The sequence below is a fragment of the Amycolatopsis sp. NPDC004169 genome, from assembly GCF_040610315.1.
Lineage (GTDB): Bacteria > Actinomycetota > Actinomycetes > Mycobacteriales > Pseudonocardiaceae > Amycolatopsis.
In genome coordinates this window covers 1-24,879 of record NZ_JBEXMD010000045.1, presented here as the reverse complement: position 1 = coordinate 24,879, position 24,879 = coordinate 1, and the positions used below count along the sequence as shown (strand labels likewise).

At 70.6% G+C, this 24,879-nt stretch carries 21 protein-coding genes and 1 pseudogene; 17 read left to right on the top strand and 5 right to left on the bottom strand.

The window, feature by feature from the left end; translation table 11 throughout:
- The first annotated feature begins 40 nt into the window (after positions 1-40).
- From ABZX11_RS39645 to ABZX11_RS39635, 3 genes are all read left to right on the top strand, one after another.
- Positions 41-757 carry a response regulator transcription factor gene (locus ABZX11_RS39645; RefSeq protein ID WP_167455136.1) on the top strand — a complete coding sequence of 239 codons (717 nt, stop codon included), beginning with the start codon at positions 41-43 and terminating at the stop codon, positions 755-757.
- Complete coding sequence (locus ABZX11_RS39640; RefSeq protein WP_354923342.1) at positions 754-2,073, top strand: ATP-binding protein; 1,320 nt, start codon at positions 754-756, stop codon at positions 2,071-2,073. The genes ABZX11_RS39645 and ABZX11_RS39640 overlap by 4 nt, the downstream gene beginning before the upstream one ends.
- Before the next feature lie 184 nt (positions 2,074-2,257).
- Complete coding sequence (locus ABZX11_RS39635; RefSeq protein WP_176174981.1) at positions 2,258-2,647, top strand: NUDIX domain-containing protein; 390 nt, start codon at positions 2,258-2,260, stop codon at positions 2,645-2,647.
- Here the strand turns inward: ABZX11_RS39635 and trpS are convergent.
- Positions 2,640-3,605, bottom strand: coding sequence for a tryptophan--tRNA ligase (gene trpS, locus ABZX11_RS39630; RefSeq protein ID WP_176174982.1), 966 nt, complete (start codon positions 3,603-3,605; stop codon positions 2,640-2,642). The two genes, ABZX11_RS39635 and trpS, sit on opposite strands and share 8 nt — an antisense overlap.
- A gap of 178 nt (positions 3,606-3,783) precedes the next feature.
- Here trpS and ABZX11_RS39625 point away from each other — a divergent pair, with 178 nt between their 5' ends.
- Positions 3,784-4,083 (top strand): YciI family protein, encoded by a 300-nt coding sequence (locus tag ABZX11_RS39625; RefSeq protein WP_176174983.1) that lies wholly within the window; start codon positions 3,784-3,786, stop codon positions 4,081-4,083.
- Here the strand turns inward: ABZX11_RS39625 and ABZX11_RS39620 are convergent.
- Positions 4,080-4,229: a hypothetical protein gene (locus ABZX11_RS39620; RefSeq protein ID WP_003090169.1), complete on the bottom strand. Its 150-nt coding sequence runs from the start codon at positions 4,227-4,229 to the stop codon at positions 4,080-4,082. The two genes, ABZX11_RS39625 and ABZX11_RS39620, sit on opposite strands and share 4 nt — an antisense overlap.
- Before the next feature lie 193 nt (positions 4,230-4,422).
- On the opposite strand from ABZX11_RS39620, the gene typA reads away from it, so the two are divergent.
- From typA to ABZX11_RS39590, 6 genes and pseudogenes are all read left to right on the top strand, one after another.
- Complete coding sequence (gene typA, locus ABZX11_RS39615) at positions 4,423-6,348, top strand: translational GTPase TypA (RefSeq protein WP_176174984.1); 1,926 nt, start codon at positions 4,423-4,425, stop codon at positions 6,346-6,348.
- Positions 6,349-6,722: 374 nt separating this feature from the next.
- Positions 6,723-8,459, top strand: a complete 1,737-nt coding sequence (locus tag ABZX11_RS39610) for an ABC transporter family substrate-binding protein (RefSeq protein ID WP_354923337.1) — start codon at positions 6,723-6,725, stop codon at positions 8,457-8,459.
- Positions 8,460-8,748: 289 nt separating this feature from the next.
- Entirely contained in the window at positions 8,749-10,560 is a 1,812-nt protein-coding gene (locus ABZX11_RS39605; RefSeq protein ID WP_176174986.1) for an ABC transporter family substrate-binding protein, read from the top strand.
- A gap of 186 nt (positions 10,561-10,746) precedes the next feature.
- Positions 10,747-11,763 carry an ABC transporter permease gene (locus ABZX11_RS39600; RefSeq protein WP_176174987.1) on the top strand — a complete coding sequence of 339 codons (1,017 nt, stop codon included), beginning with the start codon at positions 10,747-10,749 and terminating at the stop codon, positions 11,761-11,763.
- A complete protein-coding gene (locus tag ABZX11_RS39595) occupies positions 11,756-12,685 on the top strand; it encodes an ABC transporter permease (protein ID WP_354923333.1) in 930 nt (309 codons plus the stop codon). The genes ABZX11_RS39600 and ABZX11_RS39595 overlap by 8 nt, the downstream gene beginning before the upstream one ends.
- Before the next feature lie 80 nt (positions 12,686-12,765).
- Positions 12,766-13,781 (top strand): annotated as a pseudogene (locus ABZX11_RS39590) (ABC transporter permease).
- Positions 13,782-13,794: 13 nt separating this feature from the next.
- On the opposite strand, the gene ABZX11_RS39585 reads toward ABZX11_RS39590, so the two are convergent.
- A complete protein-coding gene (locus tag ABZX11_RS39585) occupies positions 13,795-14,166 on the bottom strand; it encodes a helix-turn-helix domain-containing protein (protein ID WP_176174990.1) in 372 nt (123 codons plus the stop codon).
- Between the two features lie 136 nt (positions 14,167-14,302).
- On the opposite strand from ABZX11_RS39585, the gene ABZX11_RS39580 reads away from it, so the two are divergent.
- Complete coding sequence (locus ABZX11_RS39580; protein ID WP_354923330.1) at positions 14,303-14,992, top strand: SDR family NAD(P)-dependent oxidoreductase; 690 nt, start codon at positions 14,303-14,305, stop codon at positions 14,990-14,992.
- Positions 14,993-15,055: 63 nt separating this feature from the next.
- Here the strand turns inward: ABZX11_RS39580 and ABZX11_RS39575 are convergent, their stop codons facing one another.
- Positions 15,056-16,837, bottom strand: coding sequence for an ABC transporter ATP-binding protein (locus ABZX11_RS39575; protein ID WP_176174992.1), 1,782 nt, complete (start codon positions 16,835-16,837; stop codon positions 15,056-15,058).
- 113 nt (positions 16,838-16,950) lie between these two features.
- On the opposite strand from ABZX11_RS39575, the gene mshB reads away from it, so the two are divergent.
- The 4 genes from mshB (at position 16,951) to ABZX11_RS39555 (ending at position 19,814) form a co-directional block, all read left to right on the top strand.
- Positions 16,951-17,793 carry an N-acetyl-1-D-myo-inositol-2-amino-2-deoxy-alpha-D-glucopyranoside deacetylase gene (gene mshB / locus ABZX11_RS39570; RefSeq protein WP_354923326.1) on the top strand — a complete coding sequence of 281 codons (843 nt, stop codon included), beginning with the start codon at positions 16,951-16,953 and terminating at the stop codon, positions 17,791-17,793.
- Positions 17,790-18,182: a hypothetical protein gene (locus ABZX11_RS39565; protein ID WP_354923323.1), complete on the top strand. Its 393-nt coding sequence runs from the start codon at positions 17,790-17,792 to the stop codon at positions 18,180-18,182. The genes mshB and ABZX11_RS39565 overlap by 4 nt, the downstream gene beginning before the upstream one ends.
- On the top strand, positions 18,175-18,957 hold the full coding sequence (locus ABZX11_RS39560) for a hypothetical protein (RefSeq protein ID WP_354923320.1): 783 nt from the start codon (positions 18,175-18,177) through the stop codon (positions 18,955-18,957). Before ABZX11_RS39565 ends, ABZX11_RS39560 begins: the two co-directional genes overlap by 8 nt.
- Before the next feature lie 77 nt (positions 18,958-19,034).
- Positions 19,035-19,814 (top strand): hypothetical protein, encoded by a 780-nt coding sequence (locus ABZX11_RS39555; RefSeq protein ID WP_354923317.1) that lies wholly within the window; start codon positions 19,035-19,037, stop codon positions 19,812-19,814.
- Between the two features lie 91 nt (positions 19,815-19,905).
- On the opposite strand, the gene ABZX11_RS39550 is transcribed toward ABZX11_RS39555, so the two are convergent.
- Positions 19,906-20,667, bottom strand: coding sequence for a site-2 protease family protein (locus tag ABZX11_RS39550; RefSeq protein ID WP_176178162.1), 762 nt, complete (start codon positions 20,665-20,667; stop codon positions 19,906-19,908).
- Between the two features lie 264 nt (positions 20,668-20,931).
- Between ABZX11_RS39550 and ABZX11_RS39545 the strand changes: the two genes are divergently transcribed.
- A complete protein-coding gene (locus ABZX11_RS39545; RefSeq protein ID WP_167379630.1) occupies positions 20,932-21,219 on the top strand; it encodes a WhiB family transcriptional regulator in 288 nt (95 codons plus the stop codon).
- Between the two features lie 262 nt (positions 21,220-21,481).
- Positions 21,482-24,787, top strand: a complete 3,306-nt coding sequence (locus tag ABZX11_RS39540) for a glycosyltransferase family 2 protein (protein ID WP_354923446.1) — start codon at positions 21,482-21,484, stop codon at positions 24,785-24,787.
- Positions 24,788-24,879 lie beyond the last annotated feature (92 nt).

Here is a 24,879-nt window from a genome sequence, read left to right as displayed (position 1 = left end):
ATCGTGCTGAGAGCTGACGCACGACCTGCGGAAACCGGCCATGATGAGTCTCGTGAAACCTCGGGTGCTGGTGGTCGACGACGAACCGGGCGTGCGGAAGGCCCTGCAGCGCGGGCTGCGCGCGGAGGACATGGACGTGGTCACCGCCGCGGACGGGCCCACCGGCCTGCAGCTGGCGAGCACGGGCTCGTTCGACGTCATCCTCCTCGACATCATGCTGCCGGGCCTGTCCGGCTACCGCGTGCTGGAGCGGCTGCGCAAGGACGGCGTCACCACGCCGGTGCTGCTCGTCTCGGCCAAGGACGGCGAGATCGACCAGGCCGACGGCCTCGACCTCGGTGCCGACGGCTACCTCGTCAAGCCGTTCTCGTTCGTGGTGCTGGTCGCGCAGGTCCGCGCGGTGCTGCGCCGGGCCGGGCCGGAGGCAGGCCGCGGGACGCTGCGGCTCGGCGCGCTGGCCGTCGACCGCGGCCTGCGGCAGGTGCACTGGCACGACGAAGAGGTGGGGCTGAGCCCGCGGGAGTTCGCGCTGCTGGAGGTGCTCGTCGGCCGGGCGGGCACGGTCGTCACGAAGGACGAGCTGCTGCGCGCGGTCTGGGGCGAGGAACAGGCCGTGACGCGCAACCTCGTCGAGGTCTACGTCGGGTACGTGCGCCGCAAGCTCGACGCCGTCGGCGCGGGTGCCCTGCTGCGGACCGTGCGGGGGCACGGCTACCTGGCGTCCGACGCGCAGCTCGACGAGGTCATCACCCCGTGATCTCCTGGTGGCGGGGCCGGTCCCTGCAGGCCCGGATCACCGTGCTGGCCGCGACGATCACCCTGGCCTGCCTGCTCGGGCTCGCGACGCTGGCCGCGTCGAACCTCTCGCCGCTGCTCATCGGCTCGGTCGACCGCGAGCTCTCCGCCGCGCTCGGCCCGGCGGGCGCCGAGGTGAGCGCCGGGCGCGCGCTGTCCGGTGCCGCGCCGGTGACGCTGCGGGTGCTCGACATCGCGGGCACGCCGGTGGACGGCGGCACCCCGACCGGGCTCGCGCCTTCCGACGTGTCGACGCTCAAGGCGGGACAGCCGGTGCAGCGCGACGGCGCGCGGTACCTCGGCACGGTCGTCAGCGCGCCGGACGGGTCGCAGCGGCTGGTCGTCGCCGGGGCCGGCCTGGTCGGGTTCGCCGCCGCGGTGCACTACGGCGGCGTGTGGCTGGTGGTCGTCGCCACGGTCGGTGCGCTGGTCGCGGGGTTCGCGACGTGGCTGGTGGTGCGCCTGTCGCTGCGGCCGGTCGCGCGGATGCGTGGTTCGGTGCGGTCGCTGCCGCCGGGGGCGCGGCTGGCGCTGCCGGACTCGCACGACGAGCTGCGGGCGCTGGCGGAGGAGTTCAACGCGCTGCTGGAACGGCAGGAGCAGGCGGCCGAGCGCCTCCGGCGGTTCACCGGCGACGCGGCGCACGAGCTGCGGTCGCCGGTGGCGTCGATCCGGGTGCAGGCCGAGGTGGCGGTGGCCAACCCGGATCCGGAGCTGGCGCAGGAGACGCTGTCGGACATCCTGACGGAGGCCGAGCGGCTGTCGTCGCTGCTGGACGGGCTGCTGTCGCTGGCCAGGTCCGACGCGGGGGAGGTGCCGCCGTCGTCACCGGTCGAGCTGGTGAGCGAGGTGCGTTCGGCGGTGGCCCGGCTGCCGGCCGGGGCGCCGGAGACCCGGGTGAGCACGGCGGTCGCGCAGGCGTGGGCGTCTTCCGCGCACGCGGAGGTGGAGCTGGTGCTGGACAACCTGCTGCGCAACGCGTGCCGCTACGCGCGCGGGCAGATCGTGGTGTCGGTGCTGGCGTCGCGGTCGTCGGTGCGGGTCGTGGTCGACGACGACGGGCCGGGGATCGCGCCGGAGCACCGCGAGAAGGTGTTCGACCGGTTCTACCGGATCGCGGACGACCGGGCCCGGTCCTCGGGCGGCACGGGTCTGGGGCTGGCGATGGTGGCCGAGACGGTCCGGCGCCGGGGCGGGCGGGTCCAGGCGGGCGAGTCGCCGGACGGCGGGGCCCGGTTCGTGGTCGTCTGGCGCGCGGCCGCGGGCCGGGAGGCGTGACGGAACGGTCGGTTGGCGTACCCAACGGGTCGGTTCGCGTAGCTGGAGGGTCGGATCGCGTGATCGAAGCCGTGTCTCGCGTGATCGGGGGCGTGTCTCGCGTGATTGGCGGAGGATCTCGCGTGATTGGAGGGGGATCTCGCTGTGCGGCCGGGGTGGGGGCTTCCGGGTAAGTTCCGGGACTGTGAACGCTGTGATCGTGGGAGCCGCCCTGGTGCGGGACGGGAAGCTGCTGGCCCAGCAGCGGGCCTGGCCGCCGAAGCACGCCGGGCAGTGGGAACTGCCCGGCGGCCGGGTCGAAGACGGGGAGTCCGAGGCGTTCGCGCTGGCCCGCGAGTGCAGCGAGGAGCTCGACGTCGTCGTCGAGGTCGGCGACCGGGTGGGGGAGGACGTCCCGCTGCCCGGCGGGAAGGTCCTCCGGATCTACGCCGCGACACTCGTCTCGCCGGGGGAAGAGCCGCGGGCCGTCGAGCACCGAGCCTTGCGCTGGCTCGGGCCCGACGACCTCGACGACGTCGACTGGCTGCCCGCCGACCGGATCCTGCTGCCTGCCTTCCGCGCGCTGCTCAGTTAGCCCCGATCATCCGCAGCGCCGCGTCGAGCCGGTGCGACCCGCGCTCGCGGGCGCGCTCGGCACCCGCTTTCCGCACCCGGTCCAGCTCCGAGACGTCGTCGAGCAGCGCCGACGCCCGTTCACGCAACGGCCGCAGCTCCTCGATCACCGCGTCGGCGACGGCGTCCTTCACCGCGCCGTAGGAGCCGAACTCGTCGGCGAGCTCGGCCGGGGACCCGCCCCGGCAGGCGGCCAGGATCTCCAGCAGGTTCGAGATCCCCGGCCGGGTCTCCGGGGCGTGGACCGGCACCGAGCCGCCGTCGGTGACCGCGCGGCGGATCTTGCGGCGGATCTGGTCCGGCTCCTCCAGCACGAACACCACGCCCACCGCGTCCCGCGCCGACTTCGACATCTTGCGCGTCGGGTCGGCCAGGTCCTTCACCCGCGCGCCCGACGGCGGCAGCACCGCGCGCGGGATGGTGAACACGTCGCCGTACGTGCCGTTGAAGCGCTTGGCCAGCGTGCGCGTCAGCTCGACGTGCTGGCGCTGGTCCTCGCCGACCGGCACCTCGTCCGCGCCCTGCAGCAGGATGTCCGCCGCCATCAGCGCCGGGTACGTCAGCAGCGACAGCCGCACCCCGGCCTGACCTTTCGATTTCTCCTTGAACTGGATCATCCGCGCGGCCTCGCCGTAGTTGCAGGTGCACTCCAGGACCCAGGTCAGCGCGCCCAGCTCGCGGGCCAGGTCGGACTGGACGAACACCCGCTCGGGATCGATGCCGGCGGCGATCAGCACCGCCAGCTGTTCACGCGCCAGTGACCGGAGTTTCGCCGGGTTGTGCGGCGTCGTCATGCCGTGCAGGTCGGCGACGAAGTACAGGTCGTCCGCGCCGCCTTCGCGCGCCCAGCGGCGCACGGCCCCGAGGTGGTTGCCGAGGTGGACGTGGCCGGACGGGGTGATGCCGGACAGCTTGCTCATGGCTTTTCCTTCCGAGGTGGGACCACCCCGGAGAAGGCATGAAAAAGGCCGCCCGTCCGGGGCGGCCGCTGGTGATCAGCGCAGGACTGGGACGGCCGCCGAGGGCGGCCACCAGGACGTCTGCACGCGCATACGGCGAGCATAGGCGCGAAGTGGCGTGCGGGTCTACCGTCTAACCATGTATGTCGTCCTGTTGAACTACACAGCACCGATCGAGGAGATCGACTACGCGCTCCCGGACCACGCCGAGTGGCTGAACAAGCAGTACGAGCACGGCCACTTCCTGGCGTCGGGACGGCGGAACCCGCGCACCGGCGGCGTGATCATCACGCGGCCGATGTCCCGCGGGAAGCTGGACGCGATCCTGGCGTCCGACCCCTTCTGCGTGCAGCACCTGGCGCAGTACGAGGTGATCGAGTTCTCGCCGACCAAGACCGCCCCGGAGCTGCGCTTGCTCAACGAGGCGGTACCGCATTAGGCGGCCAGGTCTTCCTTCGCCTTCTTCAGAGCCAATACCGGGCACTTCTTGCAGCGCGGCTTCGACCGGCAGCACTTCTTCTTGACCTTGCCGGCCTTCATGAGCTTGCGCACGACCTTCCGCGGGTCTTTCGGCTTCTTGCCCACGCGCACGCACCTTCCGGATCGGCGACCTTCACCGGGTTTCCACGTTAGGTCAGCCTAACCGAGAGGGGGGCGTGGGGCCGCTCACAGCGGGGTGGCAGGTATCCTGGGTGAGGTCCGCGTGTGACCAGAGCCGGTCACGGGATGCCTGAACGGCTGCGCGGCCATCCAACCCTTGAAGTTCAGGAGTTCTCGCGTGCCCGCAGCCAGCGCTACCGTCGAAACCGGCCGGCCGACCGGTAAGACCCGGCCCGACCTGCGCAATGTCGCGATCGTAGCCCACGTCGACCACGGCAAGACCACCCTCGTCGACGCGATGCTGCGCCAGTCCGGCGCCTTCGCGGAGCGTGCCGAGGTCGTCGACCGCGTGATGGACTCCGGGGAGCTGGAGCGCGAAAAGGGCATCACGATCCTCGCGAAGAACACCTCGATCCACCGCCAGACGCCCGAGGGCCAGGTGACGATCAACGTCATCGACACCCCCGGCCACGCCGACTTCGGCGGCGAGGTCGAGCGCGGCCTGGCCATGGTCGACGGCGTCGTCCTGCTGGTCGACGCGTCCGAGGGCCCGCTCCCGCAGACCCGGTTCGTGCTCCGCAAGACCCTCGAAGCCGGCCTGCCGGTGATCCTGCTGGTCAACAAGACCGACCGGCCGGACGCCCGGATCGCCGAGGTCGTCGAGGAGACCCACGACCTGCTGCTCGAGCTGGCCAGCGACATCGAGGACGCCGACCACGACGCGATCCTCGACCTCCCGGTCGTCTACGCCTCCGCGCGCGCCGGCAAGGCGAGCCTGGAGCAGCCCGCCGACGGCGAAGTCCCGGAGAGCGAAAACCTCGACCCGCTGTTCGACACGCTGCTGCGCCACGTGCCGCCGCCCGCCGCCGACCTCGACGCGCCGCTGCAGGCGCTGGTCACCAACCTCGACGCGTCCAACTTCCTGGGCCGCATCGCGCTGATCCGCATCCACGCCGGCAAGCTGCGCAAGGGCCAGACCGTGGCCTGGATGCGCGCGGACGGCACCACGCAGAACGTGCGCATCTCCGAGCTGCTGGTCACCGAGGCGCTCACCCGCGTCCCGGCGACCGAGGCCAGCGCGGGCGAGCTCGTCGCGATCGCGGGCATCCCGGACATCACCATCGGCGACACGCTCGCCGATTCCGACAACCCGGTCGCGCTGCCCCGGATCACCGTCGACGAGCCCGCGATCTCGATGACCATCGGCGTCAACACCTCGCCGCTGGCCGGGCGCAACGGCGGCGACAAGGTCACCGCGCGGCTGGTCAAGGCCCGCCTCGACCAGGAGCTGATCGGTAACGTCTCGATCCGCGTCCTGCCGACCGAGCGCCCGGACACCTGGGAGGTCCAGGGCCGTGGCGAGCTGGCGCTGGCCATCCTGGTCGAGCAGATGCGCCGCGAAGGCTTCGAGCTGACCGTCGGCAAGCCGCAGGTGGTCCTGCGCACGATCGACGGCAAGCTGCACGAGCCGTTCGAGCGCCTCTACATCGACTCGCCGGAGGAGCACCTCGGCGCGATCACCCAGCTCCTGGCCGCCCGCAAGGGCCGCATGGAGGACATGAGCGGCAACGGCACCGGCCGGATCAAGCTGGAGTACGTGCTCCCGTCGCGCGGCCTGATCAGCTTCCGCACCGACTTCCTCACCGAGACCCGCGGCACCGGCATCGCGAACCACGTGTTCGAGGGCTACTTCCCGTGGGCGGGCGAGATTCGCACCCGGCACAGCGGCTCCCTGGTCGCCGACCGGTCGGGCCCGGTCACCGCGTACGCGATGATCCAGCTGGCCGACCGCGGCACGTTCTTCGTGGAGCCGGGCGCGGACGTCTACGAGGGCATGGTCGTGGGTGAGAACCCGCGCTTCGAGGACCTCGACATCAACATCACCAAGGAGAAGAAGCTGACCAACATGCGTCAGTCCTCCGCCGACGTGATGGAGACGCTGGCCCGGCCGCGCAAGATGGGCCTGGAAGAGGCCCTGGAATTCTGCTCGGTCGACGAGTGCGTCGAGGTCGCGCCCGAGGTCGTCCGGGTCCGCAAGGTCACCCTGGACGTGAACACCCGCGCGAAGGAGCGTTCGCGCGCCAAGAGCCGCGACAACGGCTGATTCGCCTCGAAAAACCTCCCGGTGCCGCGCACCGGGAGGTTTTTTCGTGCCCGTTACCCTACGCTGGGTCGGCCGGTGCGAACCCAGCGTCAGGAATTGCCGCGTTCTTCTCCTTATATCTTTATAGGGGTCGCGACGGCTTCATCACCTGGCGCCGGCCACCGGTGTGAACCGCATTCGTGTCCGGCCCGTGTTCGTTCCGCCGTTCCGGAACGGTCCGGGAACCCGGACGGCGTGCCGCGCGTCCTTTCCGGTAGCGCCACCTTGGGGCGGCGGGGCGGCCCGATCCGGGTATGGGAATCTCGGTTCCGGCGGCGAAGGCGGTCGTGGGAGCATGGCTGACCCGATCGGGGCGAAACTGGGAGGAACGGGGCGTGCGGGTGAATCGCAAGGCGGTGCCGGTACTGGCACTCGCGGCCGTGCTGCTCACCGCCTGCTCCAACACCCCGCCACCCCCGGTCGTCTCCTCGTCGGTCGCGCCCGTGTCCACCACCGGCAAGACACCGTCGCAGATCGTCGTCGGCGTCGACGACGTGCTCGGCGGGTACAACCCGCACAACCTCGCGGACTCGTCCCAGGTCACGTCCGCGCTCTCGCAGCTGCTGCTGCCGTCGGTCTTCCGCCAGAAGGACGACGGCACCACCCAGCTGGACAAGAACCTGATGAAGTCCGCCGAGGTGATCTCGCAGCAGCCGTTCGTGGTGGCCTACGAGATCCGGCCGGACGCGTCCTGGTCCGACGGCGCGCCGATCGCCGCCGAGGACTTCGACTACCTGCGCACCCAGCTGCGGGACCAGCCCGGCGTGATCGGGCCCGCCGGCTACCGGCAGATCACCGACCTGCAGTCCCGTGAAGGCGGCAAGCGCGTCGAGGTCACCTTCGCCAAGCCCTACCCGGGCTGGCAGACGCTGTTCTCCGACCTGCTGCCCGCCCACCTGCTCAAGGACGCGCCCGACGGCTGGCGCGGGGCGCTCGCGTCGAACTTCCCGGCCGTCGCCGGCCCGTTCTCGATCAAGAGCCTGGACACCGCCCGCGGCGAGGTGATCCTCGAGCGCAACGAGCGCTACTGGGAGAAGCCGGCCGCGATCGACCGGATCGTGCTGCGCCGCTCGGACCAGAACACGCTGCTGGCCGCGCTGCGCAGCGGCAACGACCAGTTCGCGCTGGCCCGCGCGAGCGGCGACGAGCTCAAGCTGCTCGGCGAGCTCGGCCCGGCCGTCAAGCTGCACACGGTGGCCCGGCCGGTGGTGGCCGACGTGCTGCTGCGCCCGGTCAGCGCGACCCTGCAGGACGCCCAGGTCCGCGCGGGCGTGGCCGCGCTGATCGACCGCGCCAAGCTGATCACCGAGGGCGTCAACGGCGGCCCGTCGTCGGCCCTGCACGCCGACGCCCAGGTGACCGCGCCGTCGGTGAAGGGCTACGCGGCGACCATCCCGCCCGGCCCGCCCACCGCGCCCGACGTCGCCAAGGCCGAGCAGTCGCTGAAGGCGGCCGGCTACACGAAGACCGCGGGCACCTGGCGCAAGAACGGCAAGGCGCTCTCGCTGGTCATCGCCTCGCCGCTGGCCCAGGAGCCGTACGCGACTATCGCCAAGGAGCTCACCGGCGAACTCGCCGCGCAGGGCATCGAGGTCAACGCGATCACGCCGCAACCGCGTGACCTGTTCAGCGGCCTGCTGGCGATGCCGGTCGTCGGCGGCGTCCAGCAGCCGACCGGCGATTCGGCGGGCAACGTCGGGGTCGACATCGCGGTCGTCCCGCAGGCGGTCGGCGGCGACGCCGCGTCGGTGCTCGCGTCGACCTTCGGCTGCCGCCCGGAGCAGACGGCCGCCGGGGTGGACAAGACCAAGCCCGTCGTGCCGGGCAACGCGGCCGGGTTCTGCGACCCGGCGCTGCAGCCGTCGATCGAGGCGGCGCTGTCCGGATCGACCCCGATCGGCGAGGCGCTCACCACTCTTGAGCCTGAACTTTGGCGCCAGAACGTGGTGATTCCGTTGTTCCAATTGGCTGACACCCTGGCGATCGGATCGGGCATCTCGGGCGTCACCCCCGGTCCCCCCATGGTGGGCCCGTTCGGGTCGGCGGTGAACTGGACTCGCGGCCCGAAGTAATCGGTTGGCTACGCATTCAGTACTACCGGGTGATCTTTACCAACGCCTTCGAGTGGGACGTTGTGAATCCATGAGGTAACCGTCGTATTTCTGGATGTCGACTGGAAGTCACCCTTTGGTCACGATCGACCCGGAACTGGTGACTGTCGGTGCTTTTCCTTTCTAGCGTGCTCCCGCAGTGCGCCAGTTGAGTGTCGCTTGGCGTGTCGTAGGCTCCGGCCCATCCAACCGGAGCGGTGTGGGCCCTTGTCCCGATATTCAAGGGCTCAGTGCTAGGAGGGCACACTTCATGAGGAGATCCAAAGCAGTCTCCGCTTTGTCGCTCGTCGCCGGCGCTTCGCTGTTGCTGAGCGCCTGCAGCGGTGGTGATTCGGGTTCGGGCAACACCGACAAGAACGGATCGTCGACCGACGTCAAGGCGATGGCTGTCGGCAAGGCCGAGACCGGCGACCTGTTCAAGCTCGCGGACACCCCGGGGTACGACGGCACGGTCACGATCGGTATCGACGACGGGTACTCGGGGTACAACAACCAGACCCCGGACACCAACAGCTCGTACAACAACTACGTGCTGGCCGCGGTGCTCTCCGGCACGTTGAAGCTCGACGGCAACAACAAGATCCTGCTGAACAACGACATCTTCGAGTCGTGGGACGTCACGCAGAAGGAGCCGCAGCAGGTCACGTACAAGATCAAGCCGAACATCAAGTGGTCGGACGGTCAGGCCTACGACTGCAAGGACCTGTACCTGGCGTGGCTGTCGCAGAGCGGCCTGGCCAAGGGCCCGGACGGCAAGAACCCGTTCAACTCGGCCTCGACCACCGGCTACTCGCTGATCAACAAGGCGACCTGCAAGGACCCGCTGACCTTCGTCACGGACTACAGCGAGCCCTACCTGGACTACAAGGGCCTGTTCAACGCGCCGTCGATCCTGCCCGCGCACGTCCTCGAGTCCAAGACCGGCATCGCCGACATCACCAAGCTCGCCCCGACCGGCGACCCGGCCCAGATCAAGGCCGCCGGTGACTTCTGGTCGAACGAGTGGAAGGGCTTCAAGGCGGACATCATGCCCGCTTCCGGCCCGTACAAGATCACCGCGTTCGACGCCAACCAGAAGGCCGTCACCCTCGAGAAGAACCCCATGTGGGCCGGCGGCAAGGGTGGCCCGTCGAAGATCATCGTCCGCGCCATGGAAGACACCAAGGCGATGGCGACCGCGCTGCAGAACGGTGAGATCGACGTTGCCGCGTCGACCCAGCCGGACGCCACCGCGGCCCAGACGATGAAGGGCCTCGCGGCGCAGGGCGTGACCTACGGTTCGGCCTCGCAGCTGACCTACGAGCACCTCGACCTGAACTTCAAGCGCATGTTCGCCGACAAGGACCTCCGCAAGGCGTTCCTCGAGTCGGTCAACCGCAAGGAGATCACGGACAAGCTGCTCAAGGAGGTCCAGGCGGACGCGGAGCCGCTGAACAGCGTGGTGTTCTTCCAGGGTGAGCCCGGTTACACCGACCTGTACAGCAGCAAGGCCGGCCTGGGCGCCGAAGCGGCGGCCAAGACGCTGACCGACGCCGGCTGGACCAAGGGCGCCGACGGCATCTTCGCCAAGAACGGCGTGCGTGCCTCGTTCAAGATCACACACAACCAGAACGCCCGCCGCAGCCAGACCGTCGAGATCATCATCTCGCAGGCCAAGGCGGCCGGCATCGAGGTCAAGGACGAGACCGACGCCAACTTCCTCAAGGGTGGCCGCGTCTCGACCGGTGACTACGACGTGGCGCTGTTCGGCTGGTCGGCCCAGCCGTTCAAGGCGGAGTCGAAGTCGATCTACGTCTGCCCGGACAAGGGTGGTGAGCAGAACTACCAGGCTCTGTGCGACCCGAAGATCGACGACGCCTACAACGCTGCGGTGAAGGCGACCGACGAGCAGGTCAAGCTGCAGAAGTACCAGGAGGCCGACAAGGCCATCGCCGACGACTACGCGACCCTGCCGCTGTTCCAGACGCCGAGCATGTGGGCGTTCAAGGGCATCGACCGCGTCTACATGCAGTCGTACGACGGTGTTCTGTGGAACGTCGGCGAGTGGGAGCAGAAGAAGTAGGGCTCGCCCCGCCTCTTCTTTCCCCTCGCTCCAGATGACCTGGGAGGTACCGGGGTCCGGCCACGAGCCGGGCCCCGGTACCCACCGGAAGTAGCTGTTGACCGTAGGGTTACCGCCACTACGGTAGACAACCGGGTAGCGGTCCAGCGCACTTCTGACGACCAGGCCCGGATGAGGAGCAGTTCGTTGAACCTGGTGATCTACATCCTTCGCCGTCTGGCGATATCGATTCCCGTCCTGCTGGTCGGGACTTTTCTGTGTTTCGTGATGGTCGCCGGCACCGGTGACCCGCTGGGCGAGCTGCGGCAGAACCCGACCATCAGCAAGGAAGCGCTGGCCGCCACGGCCGCCAAGCTCGGTCTCGACCAGGGCATCGTCCCCCGCTACTTCACGTGGCTCGGCGACTTCCTGAGCGGGAACTGGGGCATCTCCATCGCGCAGGGCAACGCCCTCGCGCCGGTCGCCCCCAAGGTCATGGCCGCTTTCGGCGTCACCCTCAAGCTGGTCGTCGGCGCCGAGATCCTCGCGCTGCTCATCGGCATCATCGTCGGCGTGCTGGCCGCGGTGAAGCAGTACTCGATCATCGACTACATCGCGACCACCCTCGCCTTCCTGCTCTTCTCGATGCCGATCTTCTGCGTCGCGATCGTGCTGAAGCGCTACGCGATCGAGATCAACGGCTGGGTGCGCGACCTCGGCCTGTCGGACGTCCTCGGCAACCCGTGGCTGCGCACGACCAGCCCGGAGCAGCTGCGGACCGACGGCATCGGCGACTTCATCACCAGCACCATCGGCGCGTACCTGCTGCCGACGCTGTCGATCATGGCGATCAGCTTCGCCGCGTACAGCCGGTTCCAGCGCGCCTCGATGCTCGAGGTGATGGGCTCGGACTACGTGCGCACCGCGCGCGCCAAGGGCCTCGGCAACGGCCGGGTCATCTTCCGGCACGCGTTCCGCAACGCGCTGATCCCGGTGTCGACGCTGTTCTCGGTCAACTTCGGCTCGGTGCTCGCCGGCGCGATCATCACCGAGACGGTCTTCAACTGGCACGGTATGGGCACATTGCTGGTGGAAGCCGTCACCAAGAACGACACTCAGGTGATGATGGGTTGGCTCGTGGTGATCGCCAGCAGTGTCATCGTCGCCAACCTGATCGCCGACCTGATGTACGGCATCCTGGACCCGAGGATTCGCGTTGGCTGACTTGAACTCTCTTCTCGCGAGCGAAACCGCTGCCGCCGAAGGCACGCTTCCCCCGGAGGCGCTGCCCGAGCCGCGGAGCCAGGGCAAGCTGGTGCTGCGGAAGTTCCTGCACCACAAGCTGGCGATGGCCTCCACGGCCGTGCTGCTCCTGATCGTGCTGATCAGCATCCTGATGCCGATCTTCTGGAAGCACAGCTACCAGGACAGCTCGTTCCCGTCGTTCGCCAAGCCCAGCGGCGAGTTCCCGCTCGGGACCACGCAGGTCGGCAAGGACATGGTCGCGCAGGTGCTGCGCGGCACGCAGTACTCGCTCCTCATCGCCCTCACGGTGTCGATCCTGGCCACCGTGATCGGTGTCGTGTTCGGCGCGGTCGCCGGCTACCTGCGCGGGTTCTCCGACTCGGCGATCTCCCGGGTGACGGACCTGTTCCTGATCATCCCGCAGATCGCCGCGGCGGCCATCCTCGCCAAGGTGTTCGGCGGCGGTTCGTGGTACATCGTCGCGCTGGTGCTGGCGGCGTTCGGCTGGATGCAGATCGCCCGGAACACCCGCGCCGAGGCGATGTCGCTGTCCCAGCGCGAGTTCGTCGACGCCGCCCGTGCCTCGGGTGCGGGAACGTTCCGGATCATCTTCAAGCACCTGGTGCCGAACATGGTCGGCAGCATCACGGTCAACGCGACCCTCGCGGTCGCGCAGGCCGTGCTGGCGGAAGCCGCGCTGTCGTTCATCGGACTGGGCGTCCAGCTGCCGGACACCTCGCTCGGCCGCGTCATCCTGGAGAACTACGCCCAGCTGCAGACCCGGCCGGCGCTGTTCTTCGGTCCGTTCGTCGTGCTCGTGCTGATTTCACTGACGATCAACTTCATCGGTGACGGTCTTCGCGACGCCTTCGACCCGCGCCAGCGGAGAATGAAGGCCTGAACGCGCGACGCGGGGGTGACCGGATCCGGTCACCCCCGCGTCCGTTTTCCCGCGCGGATCGCCGGACCTGGGGGTTTCGGATGAATCTCGTGCTCTACGTGTTCCGACGGCTGGCCATCTCCGTCCCGGTCCTGCTGGTGGGCACGTTCCTCTGCTTCGTGATGGTGGCCAACACCGGCGACCCGCTGGGCGAACTGCGCAGCAAGCCGGGCATCAGCGCCTCGGCGATCGCCGACACCGAGCACAAGCTGGGCCTGGACCAGAGCGTCATCGCCCGCTACTTCAGCTGGCTCGGCCACTTCCTGACCGGCGACTGGGGCATCTCGATCGCGCAGGGCAACGCCTTCACCCCGGTCCAGCCGAAGGTGATGGCCGCGTTCAAGGTGACGCTGGAGCTGGTGCTGACCGCGTCGGTGCTGGCACTGGTCTTCGGCGTCCTGGTCGGTGTCCTGGCGGCGGTGAAGCAGTACTCGATCTGGGACTACCTGGCGACGACGCTGGCGTTCCTGATGTTCTCGATGCCGATCTTCTGCGTGGCGATCGTCCTCAAGGGTTACGCGATCCGCGCCAACGGCTGGGTCCGCGACCTGGGCCTGTCCGACGTCCTGGGTGACCCGTGGCTGCGCACGACGAGCCCGGAGAGCCTTCGGCCACCGGAGTGGGTGACGCCCTCGCGAAGTACGTCGGCGCGTTCCTGCTGCCGACGCTGTCGATCATGGCGATCACGTTCGCCGCGTACAGCCGGTTCCAGCGCGCGTCGATGCTGGAGGTCCTCGGTGCCGACTTCGTGCGGACAGCGCGCGCCAAGGGCGTGTCGAACAGCCGCGTGATCTGGCGGCACGCGTTCCGCAACGCGCTGATCCCGGTGATGACGTTGTTTTCGGTCAACTTCGGCGCCACCGTGACGGGCGCGATCATCACCGAGACGGTGTTCAACTGGCACGGCATGGGCACCCTGCTGGTGGAGGCGGTGAACAAGAACGACCCCCAGGTCCTGATGGGCTGGCTGGTGGTGATCGCGGCGAGCGTGGTGATCGCGAACCTGGTCGCCGACCTCCTGTACGGCATCCTGGACCCCCGCATCCGCGTCGGCTGAGATGCCCGCCTGATCACCCGGGCGAGCGGCTGGTGTCGTAGCGGTGCCGGTTGTCGTGGATCTCGTGGCGGTGCGTGCTGGCCCATTCGCTGAGGGCCGTGGCGGCGTCCAGCAGGGTGGTGCCCAGCGGGGTGAGGGTGTACTCGACGCGCGGGGGCACGCTGGGGTACACGGTGCGGACGAGCAGGCCGTCGCGTTCGAGCTGCCGCAGGGTCAAGGTGAGCATGCGCTGGGAGATGCCGGTGACCGCGCGGTGCAGTTCGCTGAAGCGCAGTGTCCGGTCGCGCAGCTGCCCGATGACCAGGATCGTCCACTTGTCGCCGATCAGGGCGAGGATCTGCAGCACCTCCCGGCACGCCTCGGGACTGTCGGCGCCTGTCGCCAAAGGGTTACCTCCGTGTGCGTCACCGACATGAATGTGCCGTCTTGCCGGCGACAGCCTAGTGACAAATCATGGTGCTGCGAACAAAGAGTAACCACTCGCGGTGGGCTGGGGACCGCGTGGCCGGAGGGGAGCTGGGGTGGCGAAGACCCTTGTCGTCGTCGGTGCCGGACCTGGTCTGGGGATGGGCGTGGCCCGCGCGTTCGGCCGGCAGGGCTTCCAGGTCGGGCTGATCGCCCGGAACAAGGACACGCTCGACGGTCTGGTCGGCGAGCTGGCCGAACTCGGGGTGACCGCTGCGGCGTTTCCTGCCGACATCCGTGATCGTGCCGCGCTGACCGAGGCCCTCGCCGCGGCCCGGCAGGCGCTGGGGCCCGTCGATGTGCTGGAGTACAGCCCCAGCCCGACCGGCGCGATCACCCACGCCGCGCAGACCACGGTCGCGTCCGCCATCGAGCAGTTCGAGCTGCACGTGCTGGGTGCGGTGACGGCCGTGGGACAGGTGTTGCCGGGCATGCGTGCCCGCGGCGAGGGGACACTGCTGCTGACCACGGGCGTGTCCTCCACGATCGCCGCGCCGTTCCTGGCCAACGTGGGCCTGGCCATGGCGGGCTTGCGCAACTGGGCGCACGCCCTGCACGCCGAACTGCGACCGCAGGGGATCCACGTGGCAACGGTGACGATCGCGTCCGGTGTCATTCCCGGCGACGAGGTTGCCGACCCCGACGTGATCGGTGCCCGCTACTACGGCCTGTACCGCCGGCGAGACCGTGCCGAAGAGGTCATCGGTGACCTCGAGGCGTTCCGCGCCCTCGTCGCCGGGAGCTGAACACCCTGGCACAGCGAAGGGCCCCACCCGGCATTTCGGGTGGGGCCCTTCAGCGTCCGTAGGTCAGTCGGCGACGGGAGCCAGCTTGCCGGCCTCCCAGGCCGCGCGGCGCTCGGCCTGCAGCACCGGGTCCGCGACCGGCGCCGCCGACAGCAGGCGCTTCGTGTACTCCTGCTGCGGCGAGTGCAGCACCTGGTCACGCGTGCCGACCTCGACCAGCTTGCCGTGCTGCATCACCGCGACGCGGTCGGCCAGCAGGTCGACCACCGCCAGGTCGTGGCTGATGAACAGGCACGCGAACTGCAGCGACTGCTGCAGGTCGAGGAACAGGTCCAGCACGCGGGCCTGCACCGACACGTCCAGCGCCGACGTCGGCTCGTCCGCGATCAGCAGCGCCGGGTCGAGGGACAGCGCGCGGGCGATCGCGACGCGCTGGCGCTGGCCGCCGGACAGCTCGTGCGGGTAGCGGTTCATGTAGTGCCCGCCCAGCTCGACCTTGTCGAGCAGCGAACGCACCCGGGCCGACAGCTCCTTGCCGGACAGCACCTTGTGCAGCACCATCGGCTCGGCGATCGACTCGCCGATCGTCATCTTCGGGTCCAGCGTCGACGCCGGGTCCTGGAACACGATCGAGAAGTACCGGCGAAGCGGGCGAAGCTCCTTCGCCGACATCTTCGTGATGTCCTTGCCCGCGATGGACACCGTGCCCTCGGTCGGGTCGAGCAGGCGGATCGCGCAGCGGCCGACCGTCGACTTGCCCGAACCGGACTCGCCGACCAGGCCGACGATCTCACCCTTGGCGATGGTCAGCGAGACGTCGTCGACCGCGCGGTTCTTGCCCTGGCCGCGGCGGCCGGGGTACTCGAGCACCAGGTTCTTGATCTCCAGGGCCGGCGCGGCCTCCTCGATCACGGCCTCCAGCTCGGCGTCGGCCAGCCGGATCTCCTCGGCGATCTTGGCCGCCTCGGTGCTGTCGGTGGCGATCCCGGTGTCGTCGAGCAGGCGGCGGCCCTCGGGACGCTGCCCCAGGACCGGCACCGCGGCCAGCAGCCGCCGGGTGTAGTCCTCCTTCGGCGACGCGAACAGCTCGCGCACCGGCGCCTCTTCGACGATCTCGCCCTGGTACATCACGATCACGCGGTCGGCCATGTCGGCGACGACGCCCATGTCGTGGGTGATCAGCACGATCGCCGTGTCGAGGGTGTCCCGCAGCTTGCGCAGCAGGCCCAGGATCTCGGCCTGGACCGTGACGTCGAGCGCCGTGGTCGGCTCGTCGGCGATGATCACCTTCGGGTCGCACGCGATCGCCATGGCGATGACGACGCGCTGGCGCAGACCGCCCGAGAGCTGGTGCGGGTACTGCTTGAACCGCTGGTCGGGGTTCGGGATGCCGACCATGTCGAGCAGCTCGACCGCCCGCTTGTCCGCGGCGTCCTTGGCGATGTCGAGGTGCGAACGCAGGGCCTCGCGCAGCTGCCACCCGACCGTGTAGACCGGGTTCAGCGCCGTCATCGGCTCCTGGAAGATCATCGCGACCTGGTTGCCGCGGATCTTCTGCATGTCCTTCTCTTTGAGATCCGCCAGGTTGCGCTCGCCGAGGCGCAGCTCACCGGCGATCCGGCTGGTCTTGGGCAGCAGGCCCAGCACCGACATCGACGTGACGGACTTGCCGGACCCGGACTCCCCGACCACGGCCACGATCTCGCCGGGCTGCACGTCGAACCCGATGCCCTTGACGGCGTCGACGACGCCGTCCTCGGTCTGGAACGACACGCTGAGGTCCGAGATCGACAGAACGGACCCGGACACGCCGGCGACGTCCGCCGAAGTTGCTTCAGTGCTCACCAAGATGCCCTTCGTGGGGGTACAGACGGTCGCGACGCGGCGGTCGCGACTCGCGCGAGGATAACCGAGGGTGTCCCCGACGAAGGTCGGAGCACGGGAATTACGCTCAACCCGTGATCTCCCCGGTATCCCGACGGCTGCTGTTCGTCCACGCCCATCCCGACGACGAAAGCATCACCACCGGCGCCTCGATCGCACGATACGCCGCCGAGGGCGCCGACGTGACCGTGGTGACCTGCACACTCGGCGAAGAGGGCGAGATCATGGCCGGCCTGCCGGAGCTGGCCGGGCTGGGCGCCTGGGCCGCCGACCAGCTGGGCGGCTACCGCGTCGCCGAGCTGGAGGCCGCCTGCGCCGCGCTGGGGGTTTCGCGGCACCGTTTCCTGGGCGGGATCGGCCGGTGGCGGGACTCGGGCATGGCGGGCACGCCGTCGGCGTCGCACCCGCGGGCGTTCACCGGTGGCAGCGCCGAGGAGCAGGCCGCGCAGCTGGCGGAGGTCCTCGACGAGGTCCGGCCCCAGGTCGTCGTCACCTACGACGCCTTCGGCGGCTACGGCCACCCCGACCACATCCGCGCCCACGACATCACGATGGCGGCCGCCGCCGGCGCCGGGTCGGTCCAGCGGGTGTTCCACACGGTGACGTCGCGGAGTGCGGTCCGTGCCGGGCTGGCCGCGCTGCGTGCCGGAGAGGCCCGCTACCGCGTCCCGGACGACGACGAGCTCCCCGCGACGTCCGACGAGGAGATCACCACCGTGGTCGACGTCACCGCGTACGTCCCGGCGAAGCTGGCGGCCCTGCGCGCGCACGCGACGCAGCTGGCCGTGGTCGACGGCGCCGTCCCGTACTTCGCGCTGACCAACGAGATCGCCCAGCCGATCCCCGCGAAGGACTGCTTCGTGCTGGCCCACGGCCCGGCCGAGGGCGCGGCGGACGACCTGTTCGGCGGGCTGTGACGGTGGCGGAGCGGCTGACACTCGAGCAACGGCTGCTGCTCGCGCTGTTCGTCGCCGACACGGTGCTGTTCGCCCTGCTCGAGCTGTTCTTCCTGCCGCTGCGGATCGGCGTGGTCCCGGTGCCGGTGACGGTACTGGTGGGCGCCGTCACCACGCCGTGGCTGGTGTGGACGACGGCGAAGCTGGTGCGGCCCGCGCTTTCCTGGGTACCCCTCGCCGTGTGGGTGCTCGTCGTGTTCGGGGTCGGCCTGCTGGGCCCGGGCGGTGACCTGGTGCTGATCCAGGACTGGCGGGCGTTGCTGTTGCTCGGCGCGAGCGCGCTGCCGGGCGCGATGGTGCTGGGCGGCGCACCGCGCCGGACGGCGGGAAGGGGACCGGAACGTGGCTGAGGCGATCTCCGACCGGCAGGTCGTGGCGGTGCTGCGGCCGTTCGTGCGTGCGTGCGGGCCGATGCTGGACGCGCTGCGCGAGTCCGACCCGTTCGGCCTGCAGGCGCGGGCCGCCGAGGACATGGCCGAGGTCGAATCCGGGCTGAAGGCGAAGCTGATCCACGGGGTGACGTCGGTCAAGGTCCCGGGCACCGCGGCGTGGGCCCGGATGACCGGCTACGACCGGTCGAGCTGGTGGATGAACCGCGTGGGGCGCTTCACGGCGCTGCTGACGTCGATCCCGGGCCTCGGCGGCGCACTGGCCGACCGCCTGCCGGTCCAGGACACCCTCGGCGCGGCCTCCCAGGGCCTGCTGTTGTGCGCGATCGCGGGCGAGTACGGGGTGACCGACGTCGGCACGCGCGTGCGGCTCATCGCGTCCGTCCTCTTCGAACGCGACATCGACCCGGATCTCGCGGCGGGTAGGCACGCGGAGCACGACGAAGCCGCGGAGGCGGATGAAGCGGCGAAACTGACCGAGGAACTGCGGGCGTCGGAGAAGAAGCACGGAAAGGCCACGGTGAAGGCGGCCGGCCGGACCCTGTGGCGGCTCGGCCGGGGCTTGCTCGGGATCACCGGGGAGCTGGAGAAGCGGCCGCGCGGCAACCTCTTCCACCGGGCGCTCGGCATGCTGCCGGTGGTCGGGGCGGCGGGGGACTACCTCGGTGAGCGGTCGGGGCTGCGCGTCGTGTGGAAGCGCGCCCACGTCTGGCTGACCGAGCACCGGGCCGCGTAACAACGGCGGTCGCGGTGCCGACTCTGGCCACGCCCGGCGCACCGGCGCCGGTTCCGGCGGCCGGGAGGAAGACAACCGTGACCATCTCCGACGGGCAGATCGTGGCCGTGCTGCGGCCGTTCGTGCGGGCCTGCGGGCCGGTGCTCGACTCGCTGCGGGACGCCGATCCGTTCGGGCTGCAGGCGCAGGGTGCGGAGGGCCTGGCCGGCGTCGAGTCCGGCCTGAAGGCGAAGCTCGTCAACGGGGTGACGTCGGTCAAGGTGCCCGGCACGGACGCGTGGGCGCGGATGAGCGGCCACGACCGGTCGAGCTGGTGGATGAACCGTGTCGGCCGCTTCGCGGCGGTGCTGACCGCGGTGCCCGGCCTCGGGGGCGCGCTCGCCGACCGGGTGCCGGTGCAGGACACCGTCGGCGCGGCGTCGCAAGGACTGCTGCTGTGCGCCATCGCCGGGGAGTACGGCGTCACCGACGTCGGCACCCGCGTGCGGCTGATCGCCTGGGTGCTGTTCGGCCGCGACATCCCGCCCGGGCTCGCCGCGGGCCGCGACGAAACCGCCGAAGCCGGGGCCACCGCCCGGCTCACCGAAGACCTCGCCGCGGCGGAACGGAAACACGGCAAGGCGACCGTCGGTGCCGCCGCGGGCACGCTGTGGCGGCTCGGCCGGAGCCTGCGCGAGCTCACCGAGGCGCTCGAAAAGCGGCCGCGCGGGCGGTTGCTGCACCGCGCGATCGGCAAGGTGCCGGTCGTCGGCGTCGCGGGCAGCTACCTGAGCGAACGGGTGGGACTGCAGGAAGCCTGGCAGCGCGCCCACGTCTGGCTGACCGAGCACGCACCGCCGGCCACGGCCGCGCGCTGAACGTGACAGCGCGCACGCGGTGGCCCACCGCGTGCGCGCCCTTCACCACGGCACCGCGCTGGTCATTCCCGCGCGATGCCGCCGCCAAACCTCAGTTCCAGAACTGGAACACGCTGAAGCCGATCTTCGCGCCGTCCACGTACCCGCCGAAGGCGTTGAAGATGGCGTAGGCGCCGTCCCACAGGGCCGCGTTCGCCGGGCGGAAGAACCACAGGAGCGCGAACAGGATGATCGGCGCCCACGGGCGGACCCGCGCGCCGAACTCGCGCGCCTGCGGGGGCAGGTACGGCTCGATCGCGCCCCAGCCGTCGAGGCCGGGGATCGGGAGGATGTTGAGGAGGAACGTCACCACCTGCAGCAGCGCCAGGTAGGACATCGCGATCACCAGGCCACCCGCCATCGGGACCAGCGCCACCACCAGCGCCAGCGCCGCTCCGACCGCGAGGTTGCTCAGCGGCCCGGCCAGCGACACCCACGACGACGTCCCGCGCGAGCGCAGCGCGCCGCGGTTGATCCAGACCGCGCCGCCCGGCAGCGGGATGCCGCCGATGATGAGGAAGACCAACGGCAGGATGATCGACAGCACCGGATCGGTGTACTTCCGGACGTCCAGCGTCAGATAACCCTTGTGGGCGACGCTGTAGTCACCGCCGCGGTAGGCGACCATCGCGTGCCCGAACTCGTGCAGCGACAGCGACGCCACCCAGCCGGCGGCGACGAAGATCACCACGCCCGCGATGAGCAGCGGGTCGCGGTCGCGGACGAAAACGGTGTTGATGTCACCGAACGCGGCCATGGCGCCACCGGCGACGGTGAGCGCGAGGATGCCGAGGAAGACCGGGCTGGGGCGCACTGCTGACTTCTGCACGTCCTCCAGTCTTCCGTATGCCCGGTGTGAAGTTACCGGCGTGTCCCCTTGCGCGATCGGGCCGGAACGTCCCCCGAACTCGCTACTCCGCTTGACCTGACCGCACTACACGGGTGTAATCACAGTGATGTCATTCGCCGCCGAGAGGGGACGGCGAGTGTCGTTTCACCACCGCCAGCCTGGGGAGTGCTAGGGAGCGAGGAGGCGGACGTGCGGTTGGAAGCCGATGGGAAGGAATGGGGGCACGTCATGAGTTGGGGCGAGATCCCGGAGCAGGCTCTGGGAGATCTCACCGAGCTCATCGATGCCACCGAAGAAGAGCAGGATTGGCAGGAACGCGCCCTGTGCGCGCAGACGGACCCGGAGGCGTTCTTCCCCGAGAAGGGCGGCTCGACCAGGGAAGCCAAGCGGATCTGCCTGGGCTGCGAGGTCAAGGACGAGTGCCTTGAGTACGCGCTGGCCCACGACGAACGCTTCGGCATCTGGGGCGGTCTGTCCGAGCGGGAGCGCCGCAAGCTGAAGAAACGAGCTATCTAGGGAGAGGTGTGTCCGCGGAACGCGCGGACCATGACCGCTCGTTTCAGTGTCTTCTGGGGGTGCAACCCCCAGACCCCGCCCGGGGGCAAGCCCCCGGACCCCCGGCGCGTGGCCGGGTTTGCGGTGAACTCGCGTAATGGCTTTGGGCGAATCGCCGGTGATGCTTGCATCACCGGCGATTCCGCTTCGTGGACACGGCGTGGGTTCACCGTCGGGTGCTGAGGCGGGGCCGTAGGGTGGCCGGACCGACTCACCGCCTGATCTGGAGCGTTCGTTGCCCCCCGTCTCGCGCACCGCGCCCGTTCTGGCCATTGTGGTCTGTCACGACGGCGAAAACTGGCTGCCGCTGGCGCTTTCCGCGTTGCGCCGCAGCAGCGTCCGGCCCCGGCACGTGCTCGCCGTCGACACCGGCTCCACCGACGCGACCCCGCGGCTGCTCGCCGACGCCGCCGAGGACCCCGGGCCGGATTCTTCCCCCGTGCTCTCCGGGGTCATCACACTGTCGAGTGAAACCGGCTTCGCGGCCGCGGTCGCCGAAGCCGTCGCGCACGCCACCGAGCGCTGGGGCGACCCCGGTTCCTGGCTGTGGCTGCTGCACGACGACTGCGCGCCGGAACCCGACTGCCTCGAACAACTCCTGGCCGTGGCGACGAAGGAACCGTCGGCCACCGTGCTCGGCTCGCTCGGGCTCGACTGGACCGACCCGCGGCTGATCGTCGAAGCCGGCCTGTCCACCGACGCCTCCGGCCACCGCCAGCAGGTCGCCACGCCCGGCGAAGACCCGGTCGAGGTGCTCGCCGTGCCCAGCGCCGGCTCGCTCGTGCGCCGCGACGCCTGGGACGCCCTCGGCGGCTTCGACCCGGATTTCCCGTTGCTGCGCGAGGATCTCGACTTCGGCTGGCGCGCGAACGCCGCCGGCGGTGTGGTCCTGTCCGTGCCGCTCGCGCGGGTGCGCCACGCCCGCGCGGTGACCACCGGGCAACGCGCGGCGGACGCCCTCCCCGGCTCGCCGGCCGCCGCGAACCGCGCCCACGGGCTGCGCGTGTTCCTGGTGAACTGCTCGCCGTTTTCCTTCTGGCTCGGCATGATCCGGCTCCCGCTGCTGGCGGTGCTGCGCGCGCTCGCCTTCGTCCTGCTGCGCCGCACCGGCGAAGCACGGGCCGAGTTCGCCGCCGTCGCGTACCTCCTCAGTGGACGCGGCGGATTGCGCGCCGCGCGGGCCCGCCGGCGGCGGAATCCGCGGCCGGGCACGGTTCGCGGGCTCTTCACCGGCCGCTGGGCGCGGCTGCGCAACGCCGTCCGCGCCGGGGTCGTCGGCCTGGTGCGCCGCGGCGTCGAGAACGACGTCGCGCTCGGCCGGGTGCCCGAGACCGTCGAGACCGAGTCGGCGTGGGTGACGCCGGAAGCGCTCGACGCCCGAGAGAACCGCCCGGTCGGCCCCGACGCGCTGCCCGCGGGCGCGCTGCGCGGGGTCAGCTCGCGCGGGGCCGGGCTGCGCCGCCCGGGCACGCTCGTCGCCGTCACGCTGCCGGAAACCCCGGCGGCCCCGGTGCCCGACGACACCGCCCCGGACGAGGCCCCTCCGGCCGAAGAGCCGGAACTCGTCTTCGTGGAGGTGAACCGCCGCCGGGTCCTCGCGGCCACGATCTTCGCGCCGCCGGTGGTCCTGCTGGTCGTGCTGACCGCGCTCGGCCTGGTCGTCAACCGCGCCCGGCTCGGCCTCGACCTCTTCGGCGGCAAGCTGCTCCCGGTCGGCGGCCTGGGGGAGCTCTGGACGTCGTACCTGACACCGTGGCACGCGATCGCGGGCGGCACCGGCGCGCCCGCGTCCGCCACCGTGCCGGTGCTCGGCACGCTCGGCGCGCTGTTCGCGCCGATCGGCGGCCCCGCCGCGCTGGTGGCGATCCTCCTCATCGGCGACATCCCGCTCGCGGCGCTGAGCGCGTACGCGGCGACGCGGCGGCTTCGCGTGCGCCGCTGGGTCCGCGCGGTCGTCGCCGCGACGTACGCGCTGCTGCCGGCCGCGACCGCCGGAGTGGCACAGGGCCGGCTCGACGTCGTCGTGGTGCACCTGGTGCTGCCGCTGGTGGCCGCGGGCATCGCCGGGCTGCTCGTGCACGCGGACACGCGCTGGCTGCACGTGTCCGCGCTGTCGGCGTTCGGCGTGGCGCTGCTCGGCGCGTTCTCGCCGCTGGCGCACGGCCTGGCGCTGGCCGGGCTGCTGATCGGGTTCGTCGTGCTGCCGGCGCCGACCGGGCTGGCGCGCCGGATCGCGTCGGTCGGGATCGTCGTGCTGCTGCCGCTGGCGCTGCTGCTGCCGTGGCCGACCGTGCTGCTGAAGCACCCGGAGCTGCTCGTGCAGGGCCTCGGCGGCGCGGCCGCGCCGGTGTCCGGCACCGACCTGGCCGGCCTCGACCCCGGCGGGCCGGGAGCGTGGCCGATCGGTGTCGCGGTGATCGCCGCGGCGCTGGTGGCGATGGTCGTCCGGCCGACGAAGCCGGCCGCCGGCGGGCTCGCGCTCGCGGCGCTGGGAGCGGGCGGGCTGGTACTGGTCCGAGTGGTGACGGCGGTCCCGATGCAGGGCGGCGCGCCATCGCACGGCTACGCGGGCGTGCCCCTGCTGATCATCGGCGCCGGGCTGCTGTGGGTCGTGCTGGGATCGTGGCAGCGCGGCGGCACGGCCGCGGTCCCGGCGACGTGGCTGCCGAAGGTGATGGCGGTGGCCGGGGCGGCGGTGTTCCTGGCCTTGGCGGCGGGCGCGGTGGTGGTGGGTGCCCAGGGGCCGCTGCGGGCAGGGGAGCGGCCATCGCTCGCCCCGGAGGTCACGGCCGAGCTGACGGCATCCGGCCGATCGGTGCTCGACCTGGCCCCGGACGCAACCCGCCAGACAGCCGGCCGCCTCCCACACCACGGCGACGACGAGCTGGCCCCGACACCGGGCACCCCGGCCCGCTTGGCGGCGTGGCGCCGCGCCCTCGGCCAAGGCGACGCGCCGGCGGTCCAGGGCGCAGTGGCGGCTGCAGCGGCCGCGGGCGTCCAGTTCATCGTGTTGCCACCCGGAGTGGACCCGAGGGCGTACCCACCGCTGGCAAAGGAACTGTTGTCGGTGGCGGCCCCGACATCCGACGGCCGAGGAGTGCTCCGGCTCCTGCCCCCGGCAGGCCAGGTGATCTTGATCTCCCCGGAGCAGGCAAAAGCAGCGGTGACAGGAGGCCCAGCCCCGGGCAACGCACCGGGCGTGTCCCCGGTCCGAGCGGACCTGCCGGACGTACGCGTACGGGTATCGGAAGGCCCAACGGGACGCTTGCTGGTACTGGCGGCAGAGCAGGAGGCGGGCTGGAAGGCATCGGTAGGAGGCAAGCCGGTCCCGATCGTGCCGGCCTGGGGCCACCAGGTGGCGGTATCGGTACCGCAGTCACCATCGGAGGTGACGGTGGAATACCCGGGAACGGAACGCAATCTCCTCCTGCTGGCCCAGCTGGCAGCAGTGTTGTTCACGCTGTTGACGGCGGTCCCACCCACAAACGCGCGCAAATCAAAGAAGCGAGGTGGTCATCCCGTCGCCTGAGGCCGTCAAATCACTTTGAGCCGGGCCCGCAACCGAGAGCGTGAGGTGGGGTGACTACGCAAGCTTGCGGGCCCGGCTCAAAGTGATAGGCC

Excerpts from the sequence above, each read along its gene's own strand:
- ABZX11_RS39645 (WP_167455136.1), top strand. The coding sequence starts at position 41 with ATGATGAGTCTCGTGAAACCTCGGGTGCTGGTGGTCGACGACGAACCG.
- trpS (WP_176174982.1), bottom strand. The coding sequence starts at position 3,605 with ATGAGCAAGCTGTCCGGCATCACCCCGTCCGGCCACGTCCACCTCGGC.
- ABZX11_RS39625 (WP_176174983.1), top strand. The coding sequence starts at position 3,784 with ATGTATGTCGTCCTGTTGAACTACACAGCACCGATCGAGGAGATCGAC.
- ABZX11_RS39605 (WP_176174986.1), top strand. The coding sequence starts at position 8,749 with ATGAGGAGATCCAAAGCAGTCTCCGCTTTGTCGCTCGTCGCCGGCGCT.
- ABZX11_RS39545 (WP_167379630.1), top strand. The coding sequence starts at position 20,932 with ATGAGTTGGGGCGAGATCCCGGAGCAGGCTCTGGGAGATCTCACCGAG.